21 protein-coding genes are annotated in these 24,224 nt (G+C 63.2%); 5 read left to right on the top strand and 16 right to left on the bottom strand.

The window, feature by feature from the left end; translation table 11 throughout:
- Positions 1–83 precede the first annotated feature (83 nt).
- The 7 genes from betB to H3221_RS03365 form a co-directional block, all read right to left on the bottom strand.
- Positions 84–1,556: a betaine-aldehyde dehydrogenase gene (gene betB / locus H3221_RS03395; RefSeq protein ID WP_196475524.1), complete on the bottom strand. Its 1,473-nt coding sequence runs from the start codon at positions 1,554–1,556 to the stop codon at positions 84–86.
- Positions 1,557–1,834: 278 nt separating this feature from the next.
- A complete protein-coding gene (gene betI, locus H3221_RS03390) occupies positions 1,835–2,431 on the bottom strand; it encodes a transcriptional regulator BetI (RefSeq protein WP_196475525.1) in 597 nt (198 codons plus the stop codon).
- A gap of 184 nt (positions 2,432–2,615) precedes the next feature.
- Positions 2,616–3,467 (bottom strand): glycine betaine ABC transporter substrate-binding protein, encoded by an 852-nt coding sequence (locus tag H3221_RS03385; protein WP_196475526.1) that lies wholly within the window; start codon positions 3,465–3,467, stop codon positions 2,616–2,618.
- Positions 3,468–3,675: 208 nt separating this feature from the next.
- On the bottom strand, positions 3,676–4,620 hold the full coding sequence (locus H3221_RS03380) for a choline ABC transporter substrate-binding protein (protein WP_074855226.1): 945 nt from the start codon (positions 4,618–4,620) through the stop codon (positions 3,676–3,678).
- A 29-nt stretch (positions 4,621–4,649) separates the two neighbouring features.
- Complete coding sequence (locus H3221_RS03375) at positions 4,650–5,528, bottom strand: ABC transporter permease (protein ID WP_100547501.1); 879 nt, start codon at positions 5,526–5,528, stop codon at positions 4,650–4,652.
- Positions 5,521–6,726, bottom strand: coding sequence for a quaternary amine ABC transporter ATP-binding protein (locus H3221_RS03370; RefSeq protein ID WP_100547500.1), 1,206 nt, complete (start codon positions 6,724–6,726; stop codon positions 5,521–5,523). Before H3221_RS03370 ends, H3221_RS03375 begins: the two co-directional genes overlap by 8 nt.
- 973 nt (positions 6,727–7,699) lie before the next feature.
- Positions 7,700–8,065, bottom strand: a complete 366-nt coding sequence (locus H3221_RS03365) for a glycine betaine ABC transporter substrate-binding protein (RefSeq protein WP_224490463.1) — start codon at positions 8,063–8,065, stop codon at positions 7,700–7,702.
- 637 nt (positions 8,066–8,702) lie between these two features.
- Between H3221_RS03365 and gbdR the strand changes: the two genes are divergently transcribed.
- Complete coding sequence (gene gbdR / locus H3221_RS03360; RefSeq protein WP_100547499.1) at positions 8,703–9,797, top strand: choline metabolism transcriptional regulator GbdR; 1,095 nt, start codon at positions 8,703–8,705, stop codon at positions 9,795–9,797.
- Positions 9,798–9,947: 150 nt separating this feature from the next.
- Here gbdR and H3221_RS03355 read toward each other — a convergent pair whose 3' ends face one another.
- The 8 genes from H3221_RS03355 to H3221_RS03320 form a co-directional block, all read right to left on the bottom strand.
- Positions 9,948–10,199 carry a hypothetical protein gene (locus H3221_RS03355; RefSeq protein WP_196475527.1) on the bottom strand — a complete coding sequence of 84 codons (252 nt, stop codon included), beginning with the start codon at positions 10,197–10,199 and terminating at the stop codon, positions 9,948–9,950.
- A 54-nt stretch (positions 10,200–10,253) separates the two neighbouring features.
- The gene (etfB, locus tag H3221_RS03350; protein ID WP_196475528.1) at positions 10,254–11,042 is read right to left on the bottom strand and encodes an electron transfer flavoprotein subunit beta; all 789 of its coding nucleotides are present in this window, start codon (positions 11,040–11,042) and stop codon (positions 10,254–10,256) included.
- A 62-nt stretch (positions 11,043–11,104) separates the two neighbouring features.
- The gene (etfA, locus tag H3221_RS03345) at positions 11,105–12,337 is read right to left on the bottom strand and encodes an electron transfer flavoprotein subunit alpha (RefSeq protein ID WP_196475529.1); all 1,233 of its coding nucleotides are present in this window, start codon (positions 12,335–12,337) and stop codon (positions 11,105–11,107) included.
- A gap of 151 nt (positions 12,338–12,488) precedes the next feature.
- Complete coding sequence (gene dgcB, locus H3221_RS03340) at positions 12,489–14,450, bottom strand: dimethylglycine demethylation protein DgcB (RefSeq protein WP_196475530.1); 1,962 nt, start codon at positions 14,448–14,450, stop codon at positions 12,489–12,491.
- Between the two features lie 159 nt (positions 14,451–14,609).
- Positions 14,610–16,670, bottom strand: coding sequence for a dimethylglycine demethylation protein DgcA (gene dgcA / locus H3221_RS03335; RefSeq protein WP_196475531.1), 2,061 nt, complete (start codon positions 16,668–16,670; stop codon positions 14,610–14,612).
- A gap of 74 nt (positions 16,671–16,744) precedes the next feature.
- The gene (locus tag H3221_RS03330) at positions 16,745–17,275 is read right to left on the bottom strand and encodes a DUF5943 domain-containing protein (RefSeq protein ID WP_196475532.1); all 531 of its coding nucleotides are present in this window, start codon (positions 17,273–17,275) and stop codon (positions 16,745–16,747) included.
- A gap of 170 nt (positions 17,276–17,445) precedes the next feature.
- A complete protein-coding gene (locus H3221_RS03325) occupies positions 17,446–18,423 on the bottom strand; it encodes a dipeptidase (protein WP_196475533.1) in 978 nt (325 codons plus the stop codon).
- Positions 18,424–18,835: 412 nt separating this feature from the next.
- Positions 18,836–19,783 carry a GlxA family transcriptional regulator gene (locus H3221_RS03320; protein WP_196475534.1) on the bottom strand — a complete coding sequence of 316 codons (948 nt, stop codon included), beginning with the start codon at positions 19,781–19,783 and terminating at the stop codon, positions 18,836–18,838.
- 302 nt (positions 19,784–20,085) lie between these two features.
- Here H3221_RS03320 and choX point away from each other — a divergent pair, with 302 nt between their 5' ends.
- The 4 genes from choX (at position 20,086) to H3221_RS03300 (ending at position 23,715) form a co-directional block, all read left to right on the top strand.
- A complete protein-coding gene (gene choX, locus H3221_RS03315; RefSeq protein ID WP_196475535.1) occupies positions 20,086–21,018 on the top strand; it encodes a choline ABC transporter substrate-binding protein in 933 nt (310 codons plus the stop codon).
- 98 nt (positions 21,019–21,116) lie between these two features.
- Positions 21,117–22,004: a BKACE family enzyme gene (locus tag H3221_RS03310; protein ID WP_196475536.1), complete on the top strand. Its 888-nt coding sequence runs from the start codon at positions 21,117–21,119 to the stop codon at positions 22,002–22,004.
- Positions 22,005–22,152: 148 nt separating this feature from the next.
- The gene (locus H3221_RS03305) at positions 22,153–23,118 is read left to right on the top strand and encodes an L-carnitine dehydrogenase (protein ID WP_196475537.1); all 966 of its coding nucleotides are present in this window, start codon (positions 22,153–22,155) and stop codon (positions 23,116–23,118) included.
- A 114-nt stretch (positions 23,119–23,232) separates the two neighbouring features.
- On the top strand, positions 23,233–23,715 hold the full coding sequence (locus tag H3221_RS03300; protein ID WP_196475538.1) for a thioesterase family protein: 483 nt from the start codon (positions 23,233–23,235) through the stop codon (positions 23,713–23,715).
- Between the two features lie 42 nt (positions 23,716–23,757).
- Here H3221_RS03300 and H3221_RS03295 read toward each other — a convergent pair whose 3' ends face one another.
- Entirely contained in the window at positions 23,758–24,153 is a 396-nt protein-coding gene (locus H3221_RS03295; protein ID WP_192980304.1) for a YkgJ family cysteine cluster protein, read from the bottom strand.
- Positions 24,154–24,224: the final 71 nt, after the last annotated feature.

Here is a 24,224-nt window from a genome sequence, read left to right as displayed (position 1 = left end):
TTTTTTGTAGGAGCGGATTTATCCGCGATGACTTCGCGGCTGAAGCGGTGCGCCGCCCCGCCGCTCCTAAGCTGCGATGGGGTTCAGAACACCGAGGTGTAATCGCCCATTTCCAGCTGCACCGACTTGATGCGGGTGTAGTGGCCAAGGGTGACCAGGCCGTTCTCGCGGCCGACACCGGACTGCTTGTAGCCGCCCACCGGCATTTCGGCCGGCGACTCGCCCCAGGTGTTGATCCAGCAGATGCCGGCTTCCAGCTTGTGGATCACCCGGTGTGCGCGATTGAGGTCGCGGGTCACCACGCCGGCAGCCAGGCCATAGTCGGTGTCGTTGGCGCGGCGGATCACTTCCTCTTCGCTGTCGTAGATGAGGATGCTCATCACCGGGCCGAAGATTTCCTCGCGCACGATGGTCATGTCGTCCCGGCAGTCGGTAAATACGGTGGGGGCGACGTAGGCGCCCTTGGCATAGTCGCCATCGGTGACGCGCGAACCACCGATCAGCAGGCGTGCGCCCTCACTGCGGCCTTGCTCGATGTAGCCGAGCACGCTTTCCATGTGCGCGTAGCTCACTAGCGGGCCGAAGTTAGTGGTGTCGCTGAGCGGATCGCCGAGACGGATACGGCCCACCCGCTCCAGCACCTTGGCTTCGAAGCGCGCCTGCAGCATGCGCGGCACGAACACGCGGGTGCCGTTGGTGCAGACCTGGCCGGAGCTGTAGAAGTTGGCCATCACGGCGATGTCGGCGGCGCGGTCCAGGTCGGCGTCCTCGAAGAGGATCAGGGGCGATTTGCCGCCCAGCTCCATGGTCACTTCCTTGAGGCTGGAACTGGAGGCGCTGGCCATCACCTTCTTGCCGGTGACGGTGCCGCCGGTGAAGGAAATCTTCTCGATGCCTGGATGCTCGGTCAGCCATTGGCCGACTTCGCGACCGCTGCCAGTAAGCACGTTGAACACGCCGGCGGGGAGGCCGGCCTCGGTGTAGATCTCGGCCAGTTTCAGCGCGGTCAGCGAGGTGACTTCGCTGGGTTTGAAGATCATCGCGTTGCCGGCGGCGAGGGCCGGGGCGGATTTCCACAGGGCGATCTGGATCGGGTAGTTCCACGCGCCGATGCCGGCGACCACGCCCAGCGGCTCGCGGCGGGTGTAAATGAAGGAAGTCTCGCGCAGCGGGATCTGCTCGCCCTCTATCGCCGGGATCAGGCCGGCGTAGTACTCCAGCACGTCGGCACCGGTGACGATGTCGACGTAGCGGGTTTCGGACAGCGGCTTGCCGGTGTCGAGGGTTTCCAGCTCGGCCAGTTCATCGTTGCGCGCACGCAGGATGTCCACGGCCTTGCGCAGAATGCGCGAGCGCTGCATGGCAGTCATCGCCGCCCACACCTTCTGCCCCTCGGCTGCGCTGGCCACGGCGCGATCGACGTCCGCCTGGCTGGCGCGTTGCACCTTGGCCAGCACCTCGCCGGTGGCTGGGTTGATGCTGTCGAAGGTTTCTCCACTGCTGGCGGCGACGTACTGACCACCGATGTAGAGCTGCTGTTCGGCGAAACGGGGCATGGGCTGTCCTCTGCACTTGGCAATCTGCTTGGAGAACAGCCTATTTTATTTAAATTGAACGATCAATCAATAAAAGCGACAGGACGCAGCCAAACGCGACATGCTTTTCAGGTACGTGGAGGTAGGCTGTTGCCAGCCACAGGGCGTAGGGTGCGCCGTGCGCACCGAGCGATCCAAATGACCAGAGAAAGGGGTAGTACGCGGTGCGCACAGCGCACCCTACGAAACTGTTAGGGACGCTTTGGTGGTGCGCACAGCCAAGGTGACCCCGCGACATCCTAAGGACAGTGGGCTTTGCTTAGCTGCAGGTCGAGATAGTCGTAGGCAATGCGGCGTGCCTGTTCGGTGTCGAAGGCTTCGCCGGAAAGCGCGCCGCGCAGCCACAGGCCATCGATCAGTGAGGCCAGGCCGCGAGCCGCGAAGCGTGCCTGATCCTGCGGCAGCGCGCGGTGGAACTGGCCGCACAGATTGGAGTACAGGCGGTGGTCATTGACCCGCTGTAAGCGGCGCAGGGCCGGCTGGTGCATGCTGCTGGCCCAGAACGCCAGCCAGGTTTTCATCGCCGGGCCGCTGACCTGGCTTTCATCGAAGTTGCCGTCGATCATCGCTTTCAGGTGCGCGCGCGGGCTGTCCTCGCGCAATGCGCGACGGCGTTGTCCCACTGCATTGCTGAGCGCCTGCATCAGGTGACGCATGGTGGCGTCGAGCAGGCCGTTCTTGTCATTGAAGTAGTGACTGATGATGCCATTGGATACCCCGGCCAGGCGGGCGATATAGGCGATGCTGGCATCGGCCATACCGACCTGGTCGACGGCTTCCAGGGTGGCAGCAATCAACTGCGAACGACGAATGGGCTGCATGCCGACCTTGGGCATGGGGATCTCCAGCGGGGTAAGTTGGGCTGGAGTCTAGGCGGATTTTGATCGTTCGATCAATTACATGGGTAGGGTGCGCCGTGCGCACCGGCTTGTCGCTGATGGAGCCCGGTGCGCACAGTGCACCCTACAGTAAGCGACAAAGCGGGCCGAAGCCCGCTTTGTGATGTAACTGGAGGAAGGCTTACTTCAGCCACTGCGCAACGCGATCCGGGTTCTTGGCGATCCAGTCCTTGGCGGCCTGATCCGGCTTGGCGCCTTCGCGGATGGCCAGCATCACTGCACCGACTTCTTCACCGCTCCAGGAAATCTTGCTGAGGAAGGCGGCAGCGTCGGCAGCCTTGCCCTTCAGTTCCGGGTTGGCCACGGTATCGACGCGCTCGTCGTCACCAAAGACTTTCTTCGGATCTTCGAGGAAGCGCAGTTTCCACTTGGCGAACATCCAGTGCGGAATCCAGCCGGTGACCACGATCGGCTTCTGCGCCTTCTCGGCGCGGGTCAGGGCGGTGGCCATGGCCGGACCGGAGCTCGGCATCAGCTTGATGCTGGCCAGGTTGTATTCCTTGATGGCGTCTTCGGTGCGGCGCATCACGCCGGCACCAGCGTCGATGCCGGTGATCTTGCCGTCGAAGTCCTTGGCGTATTTCTCCAGGTCCTCGATACTCTTGGCTTGTACGTAGTCCGGCACGATCAGGCCGATCTTGGCGCCGGAGTAATTGGTGCCGAGGATTTCCACCTTGTCCTTGAGCTTCTCGAAGTATTCGCCATGAGTCGCCGGCAGCCAGGCGGAGAGGGTGGCATCGAGGTCCCCACGGGCCACGCCCTGCCACATGATGGCGGGTTCGACCGGCTTCAGTTCGACCGTGTAGCCGAGTTTGCTTTGCAGGATTTCACCGGCGACATGGGTGACGGCGACGCTGTCATCCCAGCCATTGACGTAGCCGATCTTCAGGGTGGGCTTGTCGGCGGCCAGGGCGCTGCCCATGCCGATGGCCAGGGCGGCAGCGCCGAGGCAGAGGTGCTTGATTACGCGCATGTTTGTTGTGCTCCATCAGTGAGTGGCAGTTGCAAGATCGTTGACTGGCTCGTTCTCATTGCGGGCCTTGCGAATCCGTGTTGCGCAGCAGATTGCCGGTTCGCGGGCAAAGCCTCCCCGTCACGGCCAGAAATCAGCCGCTAGTGGTTTACGAGGAGGTTTCCGGGCTCGAACCCTGAGGTTCGAGCCCGAATCAGGTTGTGGCTTGTTACAGCCCCACGTGTTTCTTCACGGCGGCAACGCCGTCCTGGCCGTCAAAGGTGGTCACGCCGCTCAGCCACTGATCGAGGATCGCAGGGTTGGCCTTGATCCACTCCTTGGCGACGTTCTGCGGGTTTTCCTTTTCCAGGACCTTTTCCATCAGTTGGCTTTCGATATCGACGGTGAACTGCAGGTTGTTCAGCAGCTTGCCGACGTTCTCGCAGCGTGCCTCGTAATCCGGCGGCACAACGGTGTAAACCTTGGCCGCGCCGTAATCGGGGCCGAACACGTCGTCACCGCCTGACAGGTAGGTGATGTCGTGCTGGGTATTCATCGGGTGCGGCGCCCAGCCGAGGAAGACCACCGGCTCTTTCTTCTTGATGGCGCGCGATACCTGCACCAGCATGCCGGCTTCGCTGGACTCGACCATGCGGAAGTCGCCGAGGTCGAACTGGTTGTTCTTGATCATGCCGTCGATCAGCAGATTGCCGTCGTTACCCGGCTCGATGCCATAGATCTTGCCGCCCAGCTGATCCTTGAACTTGGCAATATCCTGAAAGCTCTTCAGGCCGGCCTCGGCCGCGTAGGTCGGCACGGCCAGGGTGTACTTGGCACCTTCGAGGTTGGCCTTGGGCAGTACCTTGACGCCGTCGTCCTTGAGGAACGGCTCGATCACCGAGTCCATTGACGGCGCCCAATAGCCAAGGAAGACATCGACCTGGCCGCTCTTGACGCCGGTGAAGGCGATGGGTACCGAAGCCATGATCTTGCGCGGCTGATAGCCCAGACCCTCGACCAGAGTCATGGCCACACCCGTGGTGGCGGCGATGTCGGCCCAGCCAATCTCGGCGAAACGCACCTGCTTGCAGCTCGCCGGCTCTGCGGCCATGGCGCCCTGCATCAGTGCGCAGGACAGCAGGCCGATGGCGGCAGTGGTCTTGATCATTTTCATCTGCGGTTCCCTGTGAAGTGAAAAAATGTTTACTGGCGCTGCAGCTTGCCGCTGAACCAGGCAAAGATGCCGCCGCGGGCGGTCTGCTTGGTGCCGAAGCTTTCAGTGATGCGGTCGAGAATGATCGCCAGCAGCACCACGGCCATGCCGCTTTCGAAGCCTAGCCCGATGTCCAGGCGCTGGATACTCGCCAGCACATCGTTACCCAGGCCACCGGCGCCGACCATCGAGGCGATGATCACCATCGACAGGGCCATCATGATGGTCTGGTTGACCCCGGCCATGATCGACGGCATGGCGTTGGGCAGTTGTACCTTGAACAACAGCTGGCGGCTGGTGCAGCCGAAGGACTGGCCGGCCTCGACGATTTCCTTGTTCACCTGGCGAATGCCCAGGCTGGTCAGGCGCACCGCCGGCGGCATGGCGAAGATCACCGTGGCGATGATGCCGGGCACGCGGCCGAGGCCAAAGAGCATGGCTGCCGGAATCAGGTAGACGAACGCCGGCATGGTCTGCATGAAGTCGAGGATCGGCCGGATGATGGTCGCCACGCGCTCGCTCTTGGCGGCCCAGATGCCCAGCGGAATACCCAGCAGCAGGCTGATCAGCGTCGAGGAGAAGGTCAGGCCCAGGGTTACCACGGTCTGTTCCCAGAAGCCGGTCATGACGATGAGGATGAAGGCCACTGCGGTGAATACTGCGAAACGTGCGCCGATGCGCCACAGACCGAGGGCGACGAAGATGGCGATCAGCAGCCAGGCCGGCGGCAGCATCAGCAAAGCTTCGATGCCTTCGGAGAAGCCGCTGACCACTTTGCCGATGCTGTCGAAGGCACCGCTGTAGTTGTCCAGCAGGTGCTGGACGACGTCGTTGACCCAGCTACCCAGGTCGAGTTTCTTGTCACTCATGAGATTCCCCCTGCAGTCGGGTCAGCAGACGGCCCTTGCTGATGGCGCCGCAGTAGTGGCCTTGGGCGTCCACCACAGGGATCGGACCTTCGTTGTCCACCAGGCGCGTGATGACGTGTTCCAGCGGCATGTCTTCGGGTACCGGTACCACGTGCTTGAGCGCATCTGCCTCGAGTGGCCTGGGTTCGTCGCCGTCGACCATCAGGGCGATCTTTTCCAGGCTGATGGAGCCCTGGAAGTTGTTCTGCTCGTCGACGATGAAGGCGTAGTGCTTGTCCAGTGCCTGCAAGTCCTTGCAGATCACTGCCGCATCCGGCGCCTTGCCGTTGTAGACATAGGTCGGCACGCTGTCGGCCTTGAGCTGGCCGGCGGTGAGGTAGCGGCTGGTGTCGACGGTGTCGAAGAAGTTGCGCACGTACTCGTTGGCCGGCTTTTCGATCAGCTCCTGCGGGGTGCCGACCTGGATCAGCTTGCCGCCTTCCATGATGCCGATGCGGGTACCGATGCGCATGGCTTCTTCGATGTCGTGGGAGACGAAGATGATGGTGCGCCGGTGGGTCTTCTGCAGCTCCAGCAGCACGTCCTGCATCTCACGGCGCTTGAGCGGGTCGAGGGCGGAGAAGGCCTCGTCCATGATGATCATCGACGGGTTCACCGTCAGCGCGCGGGCCAGGCCGACGCGCTGCTGCATGCCGCCGGAGAGCTCGTGCGGGTACTTGTGGGCGAAGGTGTCCAGGCCGACCTGCTTGAGCACTTCCATGGCGCGCTTTTCGCGCTCCTTACGGCCGGTGCCGGCAACTTCCAGACCGAAGGCGGCGTTGTCCAGCACGCTGCGCGAAGGCATCAGGGCGAAGGACTGGAAGACCATGCTCATGTCGCGCCGGCGCAGGTCGATCAGTTGCGATTGCGGCAGCTTGGCCACGTTCTGGCCATCGATGTAGACATCACCGGCGCTGGGTTCGACCAGGCGATTGATCAGACGGATCAGGGTGGACTTGCCGGAGCCGGACAGGCCCATGAGAACGAAAATCTCGCCCTCTTCGACACTGAACGACACATCGCTGACGCCGATCACGGCGCCTTTCTCGGCCAGAATCCTCTCCTTGCTCCAGCCTTCCTTGAGCAGGTCGATGGCTTCTTGTGGGTTGGAGCCGAACACCTTGTACAGGTGTTCGACCACGATCTTTCCAGACTGCATGGGACGTTTCCCCTTCAATCGGCATCCAGTTCACGCTGGCACGGCTGGGCACGCATCGTCGAAGCGTAGATCAGCTGTGTCAGGCCTCTGATACCTGTGTGGGTGTTTGCTGAGTTTCGAGGTTGGCGAACGTTTCGCTGTGGGCGTCGAGTGTGGCGCTCGGGCACGCTGCAGCGCACGCGGCTGGTGGCAAAAACTGCCCGCAGCGTCGTTGCAACCTGTTGATGAGTGACCACTGTCTTGCCGTGCTGCAAACCGCTTTCCAAACCCTCTGGCAGTGTTTCGAAGCCCATTCCCTTGGGGGTTCATGCGTCGTCCTGGCGCATGCGTACATCCGAAATTTCTTGTTGGGCTGGCGCCCTGTCGATGGTGGGCCAGCGCTTGTATGTTCTTCGGTCCGGGGCGGTGGGCCCCAGTCTGCCTTTCCCCTTGGGAGGCGGCAGCGACGTCATCGGCTGACTCAACGATATAGTCTTGGGCTCTGCGCAATTATCGGTTTGCGACCCTGACGTGTTGGGCGACGACATGGCCCGTCACACCCTGTGTTTTTCCATGTTTTCGCCGTTTCCGGGCTCCTGAAAGCACTGCGTGATGCCGTTTCGAATAGCGCTCGATGTAAGCATCGAGAAGCGCTTTCGAGAACGTGCTTTAAAAACCTTAACAGACTTTTTCGTCCCTTGGCCAAGGCTGAAAGCCGCGCCGGTGCTGGTTTTCAGCTCTTCAAGCGAGGCGCAGGCGGCGTAGCGCGGGGGCTGTGGCGATGTTGAAAAAAATTTACAGAGAAGGGTGGTGTAGTGCCGAAAATCGCTGGAAAAGCGAAAGGCGGCGCAATGTGACCGATTGGTCGCGCCTGGTGCAGGTCGCGCGCCTGAGCGTGATTCTCTGCGAGATGAGGGACGGCCTTTCCGGACGGTGAGGCGACCTTTATTTTTTGCCATTTTATTGGTTTTTCTCGGCCATTTCGTCGAATTTATCAGTCATTTACTGTCAGTGATACGTCGAGGGCCTTGCTGGCAGGGCCACCTTGATAGCGGGTCACGCCTTCCAGCCAGGTCGTCATCATCTGCGGGTTGTCTTCGATCCACTGCTTGGCCACGCGGCGGCGGTTGGTATTGTCTTCCAGTACGGCACTCATCAACTGGTTTTCTGCGCTGATGGTGAAGGTCATATTGCGGAAAAGCCAAGCCAGGTTGGGACACTGCTCGCTCAACCCACCGCGTGCCTCCGTGTTGACCTGTGCCGCTCCGTGATTGGTACCGAAATATTCATCGCCACCGGCCAGATAGCTCATCTTCAGACGTTCGTTCATCGGGTGCGGTTCCCAGCCGGGAGTGTCCATTTGCTCGGGTGTTAAGGAGGTGGGCCGCTCTTCGGGGGAGAAGCCACACTGACATGCCGAGAAAAGACTCAGACACGGACGGCCGCCGCGGCGCGATTGGATATGCGTGAGTCGGTTGGGTATCTGGGTGCGCTGGCGAAAGTTGGATCATCGCGAACCCGTTGCAGATTCATCAGGATGCATCTCTCCATGGAGGTCCCGGCGGATGACACGCCGGCCAGCGTTGACCTTTGCTGGTGCAGCGATTCTGGCAGAAGCCCGCGTTTCGCGAGCTTTTGGTGCGACGCTTGCGGGCGTCGATGCCATCAAGCGTGACCGGTCGGTCGATCTTGTTACCGTCTGTCCGTTACTGGCAGCCAGAGATGCCGTAGCAGGTCACTCAGTCCGTGCTACCAAAATGCTCAAAGCCTTGTGGAAAGAGGCTTTTAGAGCATTTCGCAAACTCTGAAAACAGGGTCAGGAAGCCCGTCCAGCGCGCCATTCATTGATGGTTCGTTTTTTATTGAACGCCTGATCAATTTAGGCATGGCCTTTGCGTAGAGATGCATAGCCGCCCGGTTTTCAAACCTGGCCAGGATAAAACAGAGGCCCACTTCAATTGGGCTCACACCGTGCTTAGCGTGAGAGGGTTCCATCAATGTCGCAGTTCAGCCAAGGGGCGCAACCCCAGAACCGTGTCGCCCAGTCCATCGGCTTCCTGCTCCTGGACAACTTCACCCTGATTTCCCTCGCCTCGGCGGTAGAGCCCCTGCGCATGGCCAACCAGCTTTCCGGCAAGGAACTGTTTCGCTGGCATACCCTGACTCACGATGGCCTGCCTGTCTGCGCCAGCGATGGTTTGAAGATCACTCCGGACGCCACCATGCAAAGTGCTCCGGCGTTGGATGCGGTGATCGTCTGTGGTGGTGTGGATATTCAGCACAGCGTCAAGCGTGAACATGTCAGTTGGCTGCAACTACAGGCGCGCCAGGGGCGCTTGCTCGGTGCGGTGTGCACCGGCAGCTGGGCGCTGGCCAAGGCCGGTCTGCTCGATGGCTACGACTGCAGCGTGCATTGGGAGTGCCTGGCCTCGATGCAGGAAGCGTTCCCGCGTGCGGCCATCACCACCCGGCTGTTCTCCATCGACCGCAATCGCCACACCTCCTCCGGCGGTACCGCACCGATGGACATGATGCTGCACCTGATTGGCCAGCAGCACGGTCGCGAACTAGCCGCCGGCATCTCCGAAATGTTCATCTACGAGCGCATCCGCAACGAGCAGGATCACCAGCGCGTGCCGCTCAAGCACATGCTCGGCAGCAACCAGCCGAAGCTGCAGGAAATCGTCGCGCTGATGGAGGCCAACCTGGAGGAGCCGATCGACCTCGACGAGCTGGCCTGCTTCGTCGACATCTCCCGTCGTCAGCTCGAGCGCCTGTTCCAGAAGTACCTGCACTGCTCGCCGTCGCGCTACTACCTGAAGCTGCGCCTGATCCGCGCGCGGCAGCTGCTCAAGCAGACCAGCATGTCGATCATCGAAGTGGCCTCGGTCTGTGGTTTCGTCTCCACCCCGCATTTCTCCAAGTGCTACCGCGAGTACTTCGGCATTCCGCCGCGCGATGAACGCGCCGGTCAGCAGGGCAACAACCTGGTGATGCTGTTGCCGATTCCCGAGCATCAGGTCAACTCCAGCGCGGTGCTGGCGCTCAACCGTGCGCAAGGCGAGTCGACCTTCGCTAGCGTGCGGATCTGAGTCGAGCCGCAATCAAAACGGGGCGCCAGCGGCGCCCCGTTTTGGATGATCAGCTGCTCGGCCCACCGTTCTTCTGTAGAAATTGGTGCTCATAGCACACCCATACCCAATGGCGCCCGTCCTCAGGGTGCGCCGTGCGCAATGAGGAAATCAGGCTGGCTTCGGCACCAGGGCCGGCAGCAGATGCCGGCTGATGGCTTCGCGCACATTGGGCAGCAGGGTGGCGCTGCCGCCGAGCAATTCCTCCACCAGATGACGCAGGGCCACGGCGCGCTCGGCGCTGAGGCCGTTGACGGCCAGCTCGCACGCCTGCTCGGGCGTTACGCCTGCTGGAATACTCAGGCCCAGCGCGATCAGGCGCTCACGGAAGTCTTCCTGGTCGATCAGATCGGCATGCATCATGGTCGTGGCTCCTTTTGGCGAGGCAGGCGCTGTGCAGTGGGTCTTCACCTTCGGTCAGCGCAGAACCCCTTCTTCGATCAATAGCTTGAAGATAGCCTCTGCTCCTTCCTGTGGCGAGACATCCTTGAGCACCTGACCGCCACCACCACTGGCTTTTGCCGTAGCAGCCTTCATCCGCTGCGCCCCTGTTTTCGCCTTGATCACCTTGAGGCGCTTGGGTCTTGGTTTGGCCGGCTGCAGGCTGGCTTCGACCAGCAACGGGTCGTCCACCACGGTCACCTCATGGGCCTCGATCTGCCCGCGCCGTGCCGGGCCGAAGGCACTCTGGCGGGCTACCGGGGCGGCGTTGTCGACGCTGGCCACGCAGGGCAGGCGCACCTTGAGGCGACGCCGCTGGCCGCGAGGCAGGGCTTGCAGCACTTGGGCCACGCCATTCTCGACTTTCTCCACTTCGGCCAGGCCGACGACCATCGGCCAGCCCAGGCGCTCGGCCAGCAGGAACGGCAGCATGCCGGAGCCTTCGCCAGTTTCCGCCTGGCTGCCGGTGAGTACCAGCTGCGTGCGACTGCCTTGCAGATAGTCGACCAGCAGCGGCAGGGCATCGGCACTTTCGGGCTGCTCCAGCACATGGAGCTGTTCCAGGCCCATGCCCAGGTAGCCGCGCAGGGCTTCGGCTTGCGGGTCGCCTGCATGCAGCACTTGCAGGTTTGAGCCGGCCAGGTTGAGTCCGCTCAGGCGCAGGCCGAGTTCCACCGCACGGGCGTCCTGCTCGGCGCGGCGTGGCCGACCCGAGGTCGGATGTGCACCCACCGAGACCAGGGTAACGATATTCAGATCAGTCATGGCTCCCTCGTAGCCCGGATGCAATCCGGGAAAGATGGTGGTGGCCCCGGATTTCATCCGGGCTACGCCGCATCACGCTTGCCCTCCTGGCGCCAGGCAGCGACGCGTTCGATCAGGGCTTGAAGGATCGCCGCCGAATCGCCGATCACCGACAGGTCGGCGCGTTTGATCATGTCGCAGCCAGGGTCCATGTTCACCGCCACCACCTTGTCGCAGGCACCGATGCCCTGCAGGTGCTGGATGGCGCCGGAGATACCCACGGCCAGGTAGACGCGGGCAGTGACCCAGGTGCCGGTGGCGCCGACCTGGCGGTTGCGCGGCATGAAGCCGTCGTCCACCGCCACGCGCGAAGCGCCTTCGGTGGCGCCGATGGCGACGGCGGCCTGGTGGAACAGATTCCAGTCTTTCACGCCGTTGCCGCCGGAGAGGATGAACTCGGCTTCGGCCATGGGGATTTGCGCCGGGTCCACGGCCACCGGGCCGAGATCTGCGATGCGCGGCAGGCTGTGGGCGACCTTTTCAGCCAGTTCCAGCGGACGAGCTTCATGGCGGGTTTCGCTGACCGGCTCGGCGCATTCGGCGGTGGCCAGAATCAGCCGTGGCAGCGCGCGCTGGATGTCCTGCTGGCCACTGCCGGCACGGCCGATGGCCTGTTCGCCAGCGACTTGCCAGACGCGCGTAGCCGGACGTTCACCGAGCTTGGCGGCCAGGCGCCGACCCAGCTCGCCGCCACCGGTGCGGCTGTCGGGCAGCAGCCAGTGACGTGGCGCCAGTTGGCTTTCCATGGCGCTCAGGGCGAGCACGCGGGCTTCCGGCGCATAGCCGTCGAAGGTGTCGCCCTGGACGCGCAGCAGGCGGTCGACACCGGCCGTGTCGAATGCGTTTTCCTTGTCCTCGCCGAACACTACGGCGACCACCGCACCGCTGTCACCGGCCAGCTTGCGGGCCAGGCCGAGCAGGTCCTTGTCATGGCTGGACAGGCGGCCGCCGACCATGTCCGGTACCACGCAGATATGGAAGGCTGGTTGCTCGATGACATGCAGTGGCAATTGCACCTCGACGCTGGCGCTGCTGCGCTTGCCGGCGGTGCCGTGCTGGGCGCCGCTGCGATCGATCCGCTTGAGCCCGGCCGGGCCGACGAAACCGGCGGCGATAGCGTGCGGGTTCTTGCGGATGATGCCGTTGGGGCCCATCCAGCTGGTTAGCTTCTGACTCTGCATGGCTGCATGCAGCGGGTGCAGGCGGTTGCGGGCGATCCACTCGGCGCGAGGGTCGCGGCGGATGATGTCGCTCATCTCTGGAGCCTCCAACTGTTCGGCACCCTCTCCCTTTGGGAGAGGGTTGGGGTGAAGGTGGAATGGGCGGCAGGGTGAAGGCCCTCACCCCCGGCGCCTCTCCCGGAGGGAGAGGCGAGGCAAGCGGAGCCGTGGTAGCTCGGCAAGTGCATCACTGCACCTCTACCAGTTCACGCCTGGCTGCTGGCTTTTTTGCCGCCACCTCGGTGGCTTCGATCAGCACCTCGGCCACCAGCTCGGCGAGGTCCTTGATTTCCGGGCGCGGCGCGACCACGCCTTCGAGCATCGCGGTGCATTGCGGGCAACCAACAGCCACCAGTTCGGCGCCGGTTTCCTTGATGTCGATCATGCGCATGTCGGGGATGCGCTGCTTGCCGGGGATGTCGGTGATCGGTGCGCCGCCACCACCACCGCAGCAGCGCGAGCGAAAGCCCGAACGCTCCATTTCCCTGACCTCGATGCCGATGGCCTTGAGCACGGCGCGCGGTGCCTCGTATTCGCCGTTATAGCGGCCGAGGTAGCAGGGGTCGTGGTAGGTCACGCTGGTGGCCTTGCTCTGGCCGAGATTCAGCGAGCCCTTGCGCAGCAGTTCGTCGATGAAGGTGCTGTGATGCAGTACCTGATAGTTGCCGCCGAGTGCGCCGTATTCGTTCTTCAGTACGTGGAAGCTGTGCGGGTCGCAGCTGACGATGCGCTTGAAGCGGTACTTGGCCATCGTCGCAATGTTGCGTTTGGCCAGGTGCTGGAAGGTCGCTTCATCGCCCAGGCGGCGAGCTACGTCGCCGCTGTCGCGCTCTTCCAGGCCGAGCACGGCGAAGTCGACGTCGGCAGCCTTGAGGATCTTCACGAAAGCGCGCAGGGTGCGCTGGTTGCGCATGTCGAAGGCGCCATCACCGACCCAGAACAGCACGTCGGTTTCACCCTTGTCGGCGAGCAGTGGCAGGTTCAGGTCGGCCGCCCAGTTCAGGCGTCCACCCGGATTGAAGCCGCCCGGGTTGTCGGTGGCGATCAGGTTGTCCAGCACCTCGGCACCCTTGTTCGGGGTCGCCCCCTTCTCGAGGGTCAGATGACGGCGCATATCGACGATGGCATCGACGTGCTCGATCATCATCGGGCATTCCTCGACGCAGGCGCGGCAGGTGGTGCACGACCATAGCGTGTCGGCATCCACCAGGGCCTTGCCTTGCAGCGACACGATGGGTTGGTGCGGGCCGCCGCTGTGTTCGCCGAGCTGTTTGCCAGGGTAAGGGCTGCCGGCGAACTTGGCGTCGTTGCCACCGGCCAGGCCGATGACCATGTCCTGAATCAGCTTCTTCGGGTTCAGCGGCTGGCCGGCGGCAAAGGCCGGGCACATGGCTTCGCACTTGCCGCACTGCACGCAGGCGTCGAAGCCGAGCAACTGATTCCAGGTGAAGTCTGAGGGTTTCTCCACGCCCAGCGGGACTTTCGGGTCGTCCAGATCCAGGGCTTTCAGGCCGGTGGAACGACCGCCGCCGAAGCGCTCGGCACGGCGGTGCCAAGCCAGGTGCAGGGCGCCGGCGAAGGCGTGTTTCATCGGTCCGCCCCAGGTCATGCCGAGGAACAACTCCGACACGCCCCAGGCCACGCCGATGGCGAGGATGACGGCCAGGCTCCAGCCACCGAAGTGTTCGGGGAGGATACCGGCCACCGGCAGCGTGGCGATAAAGAAGCTGGCGGCAAACATCAGCAGACTTTTCGGCAAACGCATCCATGGGCCTTTTGACAGGCGCGACGGTGGGTCGAGGCGGCGCTTGGCGACGAACAGGGCACCGACGAACATCAGCACCGTGGCGCCCAGCAGGGCGAAGCCGAGGATGCGGTTGTGCAGGCCGAAACCGTGCACGACGATGGCCAGCACCGCCGCGAGAACGAAGCCACCGGCGGTGGCCACGTGGGTCCTGGACATGTACGTGTCGCGCTCGACCACGTGGTGCAGGTCCACCAGATAGCGGCGCGGCATCTGCAGCAGACCGCCAAGCCAGTCGACCTTCGATGGTCGGCCACGGCGCCACATGAGGAAGCGCTTCAACGCGCCCAGCACAGCGAGGCTGAGCGCAGCGAAGAGCAGAATGGGGAGTAGGGTATTCAGCATTCGTTGGTCTCCTTAGGGGGACCTCAAGGCGATCCGGTCAGCCCCCTCTCCCTCTGGGAGAGGGCTGGGGTGAGGGGGATGTCCGGCGAGGGATAATCCAGTCGCGCCAACAATTCCTCACCCCCGGCCCCTCTCCCGCAGGGAGAGGGGAGGCAAGCATCAGAAATCCTTGCACAGGCGCAAGGCGTCGTAGATCGCCGCATGGGTGTTGCGCTGGGCCACGCAGTCGCCGATGCGAAATAGCAGGTAGCCCTCGCCCGACTCGGATAAACAGGGTTGCGGCTTGATCGCGAACAGTGCTTCGACGTCGATCTGGCCCTTGTTGCGCGAGCCTTCCTTCAGCGCGTAGTACAGCGACTCGTCCGGCCGTACGCCGTTCTCCACCACCACCTGGTCGATCACCCGCTCTTCCTTGGCGCCGGTGTATTCGTTCTCCAGCACGGCCACCAGCTTGTCGCCCTCGCGGTAGACCTTTTCCAGCATCATGTCGCCGGTCATGATCACTTCCTTGGGGTACAGGCTGCGGTAATAGGTCGGGAAGCTGGTGCCGCCGATGGCCACGCCCGGCTTGATATCGTCGGTGACGATCTCCACCTGCGCACCCTTGTCGGCGAGGAAGTCTGCCACCGACATGCCGGTGAATTCGCAGATGGTGTCGTACACCAGCACGTTCTTGCCCGGTGCGACCTTGCCCGCTAGCACGTCCCAACTGCTCACCACCAGGCCATCGGCCGCACCCCAGTGCTCGTTCTGTTCGAGGAACGGATGGCCGCCGTTGGCCAGCACCACGATGTCCGGACGCAGGTCGAGGATGCTCGCTGCGTCGGCGCCAGTGCCCAGGCGCAGGTCGATCCCCAGACGCGCCAGCTCCAGTTGATACCAGCGGGTGATGCCAGCGATCTGGTCACGCTGCGGTGCTTTCGATGCCAGGGTGATCTGTCCGCCCAGCTGTTCCTGCTTTTCGAACAGGGTGACGTCGTGACCACGCTCAGCGGCTACGCGCGCTGCTTCCATGCCAGCCGGGCCGCCGCCGACGATCACCACCTTGCGCTTGGCGCCGGTGGTCTTCTCGATGATGTGCGGCACGCCCATATATTCGCGGCTGGTCGCGGCGTTCTGAATGCACAACACGTCCAGACCCTGGTACTGACGGTCGATGCAATAGTTGGCGCCGACGCACTGCTTGATCTGGTCGATCTGGCCCATCTTGATCTTGGCGATCAGGTGCGGGTCGGCGATGTGCGCGCGGGTCATGCCGACCATGTCCACGTAACCGCCTTCGAGAATTCGCGTGGCCTGGTTCGGGTCCTTGATGTTCTGCGCGTGCAGCACTGGCACCTTGACCACTTCCTTGATGCCGGCCGCCAGGTGCAGGAAGGGTTCGGGCGGGTAGCTCATGTTCGGAATGACGTTGGCCAGGGTGTTGTGGGTGTCGCAGCCCGAGCCGACGACGCCGATGAAGTCGAGCATGCCGGTGGCATCGTAATAGGCAGCAATCTGCTTCATGTCCTCGTGGGACAGGCCGTCCGGGTGGAATTCGTCGCCGCAGATGCGCATGCCGACGCAGAAGTCGTCACCGACCTCGGCGCGCACGGCCTTCAATACTTCCAGGCCAAACTTCATGCGGCCCTCGAAGGTGCCGCCCCATTCGTCGGTACGCTTGTTGACGCGCGGCGACCAGAACTGATCGATCATGTGCTGGTGCACGGCGGACAGCTCGACGCCATCCAGGCCACCTTCCTTGGCACGGCGTGCGGCCTGCGCGTAGTTGCCGATCACCCGCCAGATCTCTTCGACTTCGATGGTCTTGCAGGTGGCGCGGTGCACCGGCTCGCGGATGCCGGACGGCGACATCAGGGTCGGCCAGTGGAAACCGTCCCAGCGCGAGCGGCGGCCCATGTGGGTAATCTGGATCATGATCTTGGCGCCGTGCTTGTGCATGGCGTCAGCGAGATTCTGGAAGTGCGGGATGATGCGGTCGGTGGACAGGTTGACCGAACTCCACCACTGCTGCGGGCTGTCGATGGCCACCACCGAGGAACCGCCGCAGATGGCCAGGCCGATGCCGCCCTTGGCCTTCTCTTCGTAGTACTTCACGTAGCGCTCGGTGGTCATGCCGCCGTCGGTGGCGTAGACCTCGGCGTGCGCGGTGCTGAGCACACGGTTGCGGATGGTCAGCTTGCCGATCTGGATCGGCTGGAACATTGCTTCGAAGGCCATTACGGCATCCTCACGGTAAGCGCTCTAGCGTTGTGGGAGGCGCTGGCCGCCCCCACGGATTTCTTATGGGTGACTCAGAGTGGTCGGGTGACGAACAGGCCGTCGTCGTGGCCCTCTTCGGCGCCGCTGTATTGCTGCACGGTAACGGTGCGGATCGGGCTGCCCTTGGCGGCGAGGATCTGGTCGATCGCACCGGAGAACCAGCCGGTGAACATGTAGTCGACCTTGCGGTTCACCTTGCCGTAGACGTAAACGAACGCCGAATGCTTGAGCTTGACCTCGGCATGGCCGGTTTCCAGGTCGAGCTTCTGAGTTTCGAACAGGCCCCAGCCGCGCTGCGACAGGCGCTTCATGTAGTGCTCGAACACCGCAGCGCCCGAGATGCCGTGGCACTCGGCTTCCTTCTCGCACCAGTGCCAGGCGGACTTGTAGCCGGCCTTGTAGAGGATCTCTGCGTACTTGTCGGCGCCGAGCACTTCCTCGATGCCCATGTGGTTGTTGACGAAGAAATGGCGCGGCACGTAGAGCATCGGCAGGGCGTCTGTGGTCCAGACGCCGGTTTCGTCGTCGACGGCGATGGGCATTTCGGGGGCGTGGGTGGCCATGTGTTTTCAGCTCCAGAATTCGTTGGTATTTTTGCCCTCTCCCCAACCCTCTCCCGCAAGCGGGAGAGGGGGCTGTCCGTGTATGCATGACTTCAAACGCATACCGGCCGCTTTGCTCCCCTCTCCCATTTATGGGAGAGGGGCCGGGGGAGAGGGGCAGTTAAAAAGGCTCACTCGCCCCAGACATCCTTCAATACGCGCACCCAGTTCTCGCCCATGACCTTGCGCACCACGCGCTCGGACATGCCTCGCTTGAGTAGCGTTTCGGTCAGATTGGGGAACTCGCCCACGGTGCGGATGCCCAGCGGGTTGACGATCTTGCCGAAGTTGGTCAGGCGCCGGGCGTAGCCCTTGTCGTGAGTCAGGTACTCGAAGAAGTCCTGGCCGTGGCCCTGAGTGAAGTCGGTGCCGATGCCGATGGCGTCTTCGCCGACCAGGTTCATCACGTACTCGATGGCTTCGGCGTAGTCGTCGATGGTCGAGTCGATGCCCTTGGCCAGGAACGGCGCGAACATGGTCACGCCGACGAAGCCGCCGTGGTTGGCGATGAACTTCAACTCTTCGTCGGACTTGTTGCGTGGGTGTTCTTTCAGGCCGGAAGGCAGGCAGTGGGAGTAGCAGACCGGTTTCTTCGATTCGAGGATGACTTCCTCGCTGGTCTGGGAGCCGACGTGGGACAGGTCGCACATGATGCCGACGCGGTTCATCTCGGCGACGATCTCGCGGCCGAAACCGGACAGGCCGCCGTCGCGCTCGTAGCAGCCGGTGCCGACCAGGTTCTGGGTGTTGTAGCACAGCTGCACGATGCCCACGCCGAGCTGCTTGAACACCTCGACGTAGCCGATCTGGTCCTCGAAGGCGTGGGCGTTCTGGAAACCGTAGAGGATGCCGGTCTTGCCCTGCTCCTTGGCCTTGCGGATGTCGGCGGTGGTGCGCACCGGCATGACCAGGTCGCTGTTGTCGCGAATCAGATTGTTGCTGGCAACGATATTGTTCACCGTGGCCTGGAAACCTTCCCACACGGACACCGTGCAGTTGGCAGCGGTCAAGCCGCCCCTGCGCATGTCCTCGAACAGGTCGCGGTTCCACTTGGCGATGATCAGACCGTCGATGACGATACTGTCGGCGTGCAATTCGGCTGGGCTCATCAGGCTTGTCCCCTAAACGTATGCGCCGAGTCGGTCGTCGGCGCTTTGGGGAGAGCTTATCCCTGGGGGGCAGGGCGACCCGGTGCAAAAACGACTGGGGGTTTGCCGAAAGCGTCAAGTCGAGGTCGCGAACGGATATGCCGTGGTTTCGCCCCTACCGCGTAGCAGGTCGTTGAAAAACGCAGGCGACGACTGCATGGATGCAGGAGGTAGCGCGAAGTAGGAAGCCAGAGCCGAGGCAGCCAGTGCAATACCGATGGCGGCCCCGCAAAAACAGGCGAAAAACGATCGGAGTCGTGCTCGACTTTACGAGTTGTAGATGAGCATTTTGATGGGGGCGCCTAGCTCGGGCTGGCGTTCCAGCCTGTGTTTAACGCAGCAATGGCAACGCAGGTAGTTTTTCAACAGCCTGCTAGCTGCCTGGCCGCTCATGGCGATCCTGGCTGGGGCTGGCGGCGAAGCGCTTGCGGTAGCAGCGCGAGAAGTACGAGGCCGAATCGAAGCCGCACGCCAGGCTCACCTCCAGCACGCTGAGGTCGCTCTGACGAAGCAACTGGCGCGCCTTGTCCAGGCGCAGGCCCAGATAGAAGGCCGACGGCGTGGTCGCCAGATGATGACGGAACAGGCGCTCCAGCTGACGCACGGTGATGCCGACCCGCTCAGCCAGCGCTTCGCTGGGCAGGGGCTGCTCGCACTGGCGCTCCATCTCGCCGATCACCCGCACCAGCTTCTTGTTGTGCAGGTCGTAACGGCTGGCCACCTGCATGCGCTGGTGGTCCAGGCGGGTGCGGATGCGGCTGACCACAAACTGCTCGGACACCTGCACCGCCAACGGCTCGCCGTGTTCCTGACCGATCAGGCCGAGCATCAGGTCGAGGCTGCTGGTGCCGCCGGCGCTGGTGATGCGTTTGCCATCGATCTCGAACAGCTCCTGGGTGACCAGCAACGCCGGGTAGCGCTCACGGAAGGCGTCGATGGCTTCCCAGTGCAGGGTCAGACGCTGATGCTGGAACAGCCCGGCCTCGGCCAGCACGAAGCTGCCGGTGTCGATACCGCCGAGCACGGCCAACTCGGGTTCGCGGCGTTGCAGCCAATGCGCCAGAGTGTGGTCGTAATGGGCCAGCGGCTCGAAACCGGCGACCACGAACAGTGCTCGACTTTCCCCTGGCAGTTCCAGGCTGTCGTCGACGTTGAGCGACATGCCGTTGCTGGCCTGCACGGCTTTGCCGTCCTGGCTGAGCAGGCGCCAGCGATACAGCTCGCCGCGAAAGCGATTGGCCACGCGCAGCGGCTCGATGGCGGACATCAGGCCCATCATGGAAAAGCCGGGTAGCAGCAGGAAGCAGAAGGTCTGGGGCATACAGCTCATGGCGCCGGTATCGGAGGTGGCAGGTAGCCCGGATGCAATCCGGGGTCGGACTCCCGGATTGCATCCGGGCTACGCGCATGTCGAAAGATTAATGGGCCAGCATGGCTTTCATACAAGCAGAAAGTCGATATAGGTCAATGAATAGTCGCTCAAGTGTGAGTTTGGCGTGAAGTCGAAGCGTAAGGTGCATTCATCGGGAGACGAGATTCCCCGAGCACGGTGGGGGTTCTGTCCGCTGGCAGGCCTCTAGAAAAACGAAATAGAACCGCTGTGACACGATGAGGAGCACCCAGATGAAAGGTCTTACCGCGCTGGCCGCGTGCTGCACCCTGAGCCTGTTCAGTACCTCCCTGCTGGCCGACGACGCCAGTTGCAAGAATGTTCGCATCGGCGCCGTCGGCTGGACCGACGTGGTCGCCACCACTGCCGTCGCCAGCGAACTGCTGCACGGCCTCGGCTACGAAACCAAGCAGACCCAGGCGTCGCAACAGATCATTTTCGCCGGTATCCAGAAGGGACAGATCGACGCATTCCTCGGTTACTGGAAGCCGATCATGGACGACAACATCAAGCCCTTCCTCGATGCCGGTGCGGTCAAGGTCGCGGCAGAGCCGTCGCTGGATGACGCCGTGGCCGTGCTCGCCGTGCCCAGCTACACCGCTGACAAGGGACTCAAGACCCTGGCCGACATTGCTAAATTCAAGGACGAGCTGGATAGCAAGATCTACGGCATCGAGGCCGGCTCCGGCGCCAATACGGCGATCCAGAAAATGATCGACTCCAACCAGTTCGGCCTGGGCGGTTTCAAGCTGGTGGAGTCCAGCGAGGCTGGCATGCTCGCTGCCGTCGGCCGCGCGGCGCGTAACGAGAAACCGGTGGTGTTCTTCGGCTGGAAACCGCACCCGATGAACCTGTCGATGCAGATCACCTACCTCACCGGCACCGAGGACGTGTTCGGCCCCAATGACGGTGCCGCCACGGTGTCCACCGTTACCGCGCCGGATTACGCCGAACGCTGCCCCAACGCCAACCGTCTGCTGACCAGCCTGCGCTTCACCAGTGCGCAGGAAGCCGAGCTGATGCAGCCGATCATGGATCGCAAGCAGCCTGCACAGGTAGCGCGTGACTGGATCAAGGCCAATCCGCAGGTGGTCGAGGCCTGGCTCGAGGGCGTTACCACGCTGGACGGCAAACCCGCCAACGCCGCGCTGGTCGCCGGCAACTGATACCTGGGCGCCGGGTGAGCCGGCGCCGATTCCCTTTTTGCAAAACGTCTGCGGCCCTGCCGTCGGCACTCGTTCGCCCCTGGAAAGGACAGTCAAAAATGAACTACGAGGTTATCGTCACCTGCGCGGTGACCGGCGCTGGCGACACCGTCGGCAAGCACCCGGCGATCCCGGTCACCCCCAAGGAGATCGCTGCCGCCGCCATCGAGGCGGCCAAGGCCGGCGCCACCGTCGCCCATTGCCATGTGCGCGACCCACAGACCGGCAAGCCAAGCCGTGACGTGGCGCTGTACCGCGAGCTGGTCGAGCGCATCCGCGAAAGCGACACCGACGTGATCATCAACCTCACCGCTGGCATGGGGGGCGACCTGGAGATCGGCCGGGGCGAGCAGCCGCTGGAGTTCGGTGCCGGTACCGATCTGGTCGGGCCGATCACCCGCCTGGCGCATGTCGAGGAGTTGCTGCCGGAAATCTGCACCCTGGACTGCGGCACCCTGAATTTCGGCGACGGTGACTTCATCTACGTCTCCACTCCGGCGCAACTGCGTGCCGGCGCCAAGCGCATCACCGAGCTGGGCGTGAAGGCCGAGCTGGAAATCTTCGATACCGGCCACCTGTGGTTTGCCAAGCAGATGATCAAGGAAGGGCTGCTGGACGACCCGCTGATCCAGCTGTGCCTGGGCATTCCCTGGGGCGCGCCGGCCGACACCACGACCATGAAGGCCATGGCCGACAACCTGCCGCCGGGCATCACCTGGGCCGGCTTCGGTATCGGTCGCATGCAGATGCCCATGGTCGCCCAGGCCATGCTGCTCGGCGGCCACGTGCGGGTAGGGCTGGAGGACAACATCTGGCTGGACCGTGGCGTGCATGCGAGCAACGGCCAACTGGTCGAACGCGCCATCGAGATCATCGAACGCCTCGGCGGCCGTGCCCTGAGCCCGGCCGAAGGGCGGGAAAAGATGAAGCTCAAGCGTCGCGACTAAAGCGGAACGCCGCCCGCCGCGTCCCACAGGTTTGCGCTGCTCTTGTGGGAGGGGCTTTAGCCGCGACAGTCCCGTAGCCCGGATTCAACCCGGGAGCATTCCCTAACGCCAATTTCCCGGATTGCATCCGGGCTACCGGAGTTCAACCATGACCTTCGTCACCGATATCAAGACCTTCGCCGCCCTTGGCACCGGCGTCATCGGCGCCGGCTGGATCGCCCGCGCCCTGGCCCACGGCCTCGACGTGATCGCCTGGGACCCGGCGCCTGGCGCCGAGGCTGCGCTGCGCACGCGTCTGGCCAACGCCTGGCCGGCGCTGGAAAAGCAGGGCCTGGCACCTGGCGCTTCGCTGAATCGTCTGCGTTTCGTCGATAGCATCGAAGACTGCGTGTGCGATGCCGATTTCATCCAGGAAAGTGCGCCCGAACGCCTCGACCTCAAGTGCGAGCTGCACGCGCAGATCAGCGCTGCGGCACGTCCGGATGTACTGATCGGTTCCAGCACCTCGGGCCTGTTGCCCAGTGAGTTCTATGCAGACGCCGCGCACCCTGAGCGCTGCGTGGTCGGTCATCCGTTCAATCCGGTGTATCTACTGCCGTTGGTGGAAGTGGTGGGCGGTGCGAAGACGGCGCCCGACGCGGTGCAGGCAGCGATCAAGGTGTACGAGTCGCTGGGCATGCGCCCGCTGCACGTACGCAAGGAAGTGCCGGGCTTTATCGCCGACCGCCTGCTCGAAGCGCTGTGGCGCGAGGCGCTGCACCTGGTCAACGACGGGGTGGCCACTACCGGCGAAATCGACGATGCGATCCGCTTCGGTGCCGGCCTGCGCTGGTCGTTCATGGGCAGCTTTCTGACCTACACCCTGGCCGGCGGCCCGGCCGGCATGCGCCACTTCATGGCTCAGTTCGGCCCGGCGCTGAAGCTGCCCTGGACCTATCTGGAGGCGCCGGAACTGACCGAAGGGTTGATCGATGCCGTGGTCGAAGGCACCGCCGAGCAGCAAGGCGAACGCAGCCTGGATGCCCTGGAGCGCTATCGCGATGATTGCCTGCTGGCGGTGCTGGAGGCGATCCGCCAGACCAAGGCCAAGCATGGGTTCGCGTTCGCCGAGTAAACCGAGTCATTCCCGGTGCGCACGGCGCACCCTACGGCCAACCGTCTGTCTGGCTCCCCTCTCCCACTTGCGGGGGAGGGGCTGGGGGAGAGGGGCACTTCAGGAGTCGCATGCATGCCAGTCAAGCCGATGACCAGCTACCAAACCACTATCTCCCGCGACTGGGTCGACTACAACGGCCACCTGCGCGATGCCTTCTATTTGCTGATCTTCAGCCACGCCACCGATGCGCTGATGGACGTGCTGGGCCTCGACGAAGCGGGTCGCGCCCGCACCGGGAACTCCCTGTACACCCTGGAGTGCCATCTCAACTTCCTGGCGGAGGTGAAGGAGGGCGAAGAGGTCGAGGTACGCACTCAGTTGCTGGCGCATGACGCCAAGCGCCTGCATATCCACCATGGCCTTTATCGGCCGGGCGAAGACGCCAGCCTGGCGGAAAGCGAGCAGATGCTGATGAATATCGACAGTGCCGTTGGCCGTGCGGCGCTGTTCGACCAACAGGTGGCCGAGCGGGTGGCGCACCTGGCTGCCGAACAGCAGAACCTGCAACGCCCAGCCTGCGTCGGGCGTGTTATCGGCCTGCGCCGGGCTTCGTAGAATGCGCTGTGTGCACCAGAGCCAGTGCCCGCGTGACCAGCCTTACTTCGGCTTGTACGCGCAATACCCAGGCCGTGGACCGACCTTGGGGTGGTGGCGGCAGGTGTCCGGGCGCTTCTCGTAGACCGTGCACAGGCGTGTCTTGCGGTCGAGGAACAGGCAGTCGTTATTGGACATGCGGATCAGGGTGAAAATGCCCGACTTCTGGTTGAAGCGCTCGACGATGCCGTCCTTCTGCAAGCGCTTGGCGATATTCTTCGGCGGCTCGCTGCGCTCGAACTCGTCCACCAGCTCCAGGCGGATCAGGTCGTTCAGGCGCACCTCAACCGGCATGGTGCAGCAGGTGGACATGCAGCTGTGGCACATGTCGCTGGTGTATTTGGCCCAGGTTTCCAGGCGGTCGATTTCTGCAGCGGCTATCAGGCGGGGCTTCATCATGGTTTTGGCTATCGTGCGGTCTGCGCCGCTGCTGTCACGGGGGCGGCGATAATAGCGGGCGCGGGGCGTTT

The sequence above is a fragment of the Pseudomonas chaetocerotis genome (assembly GCF_015712105.2).
Lineage (GTDB): Bacteria > Pseudomonadota > Gammaproteobacteria > Pseudomonadales > Pseudomonadaceae > Aquipseudomonas > Aquipseudomonas chaetocerotis.
The sequence above is the reverse complement of the archived record's forward strand: the minus strand, read 5'-3'. Positions and strand labels throughout refer to the sequence as shown.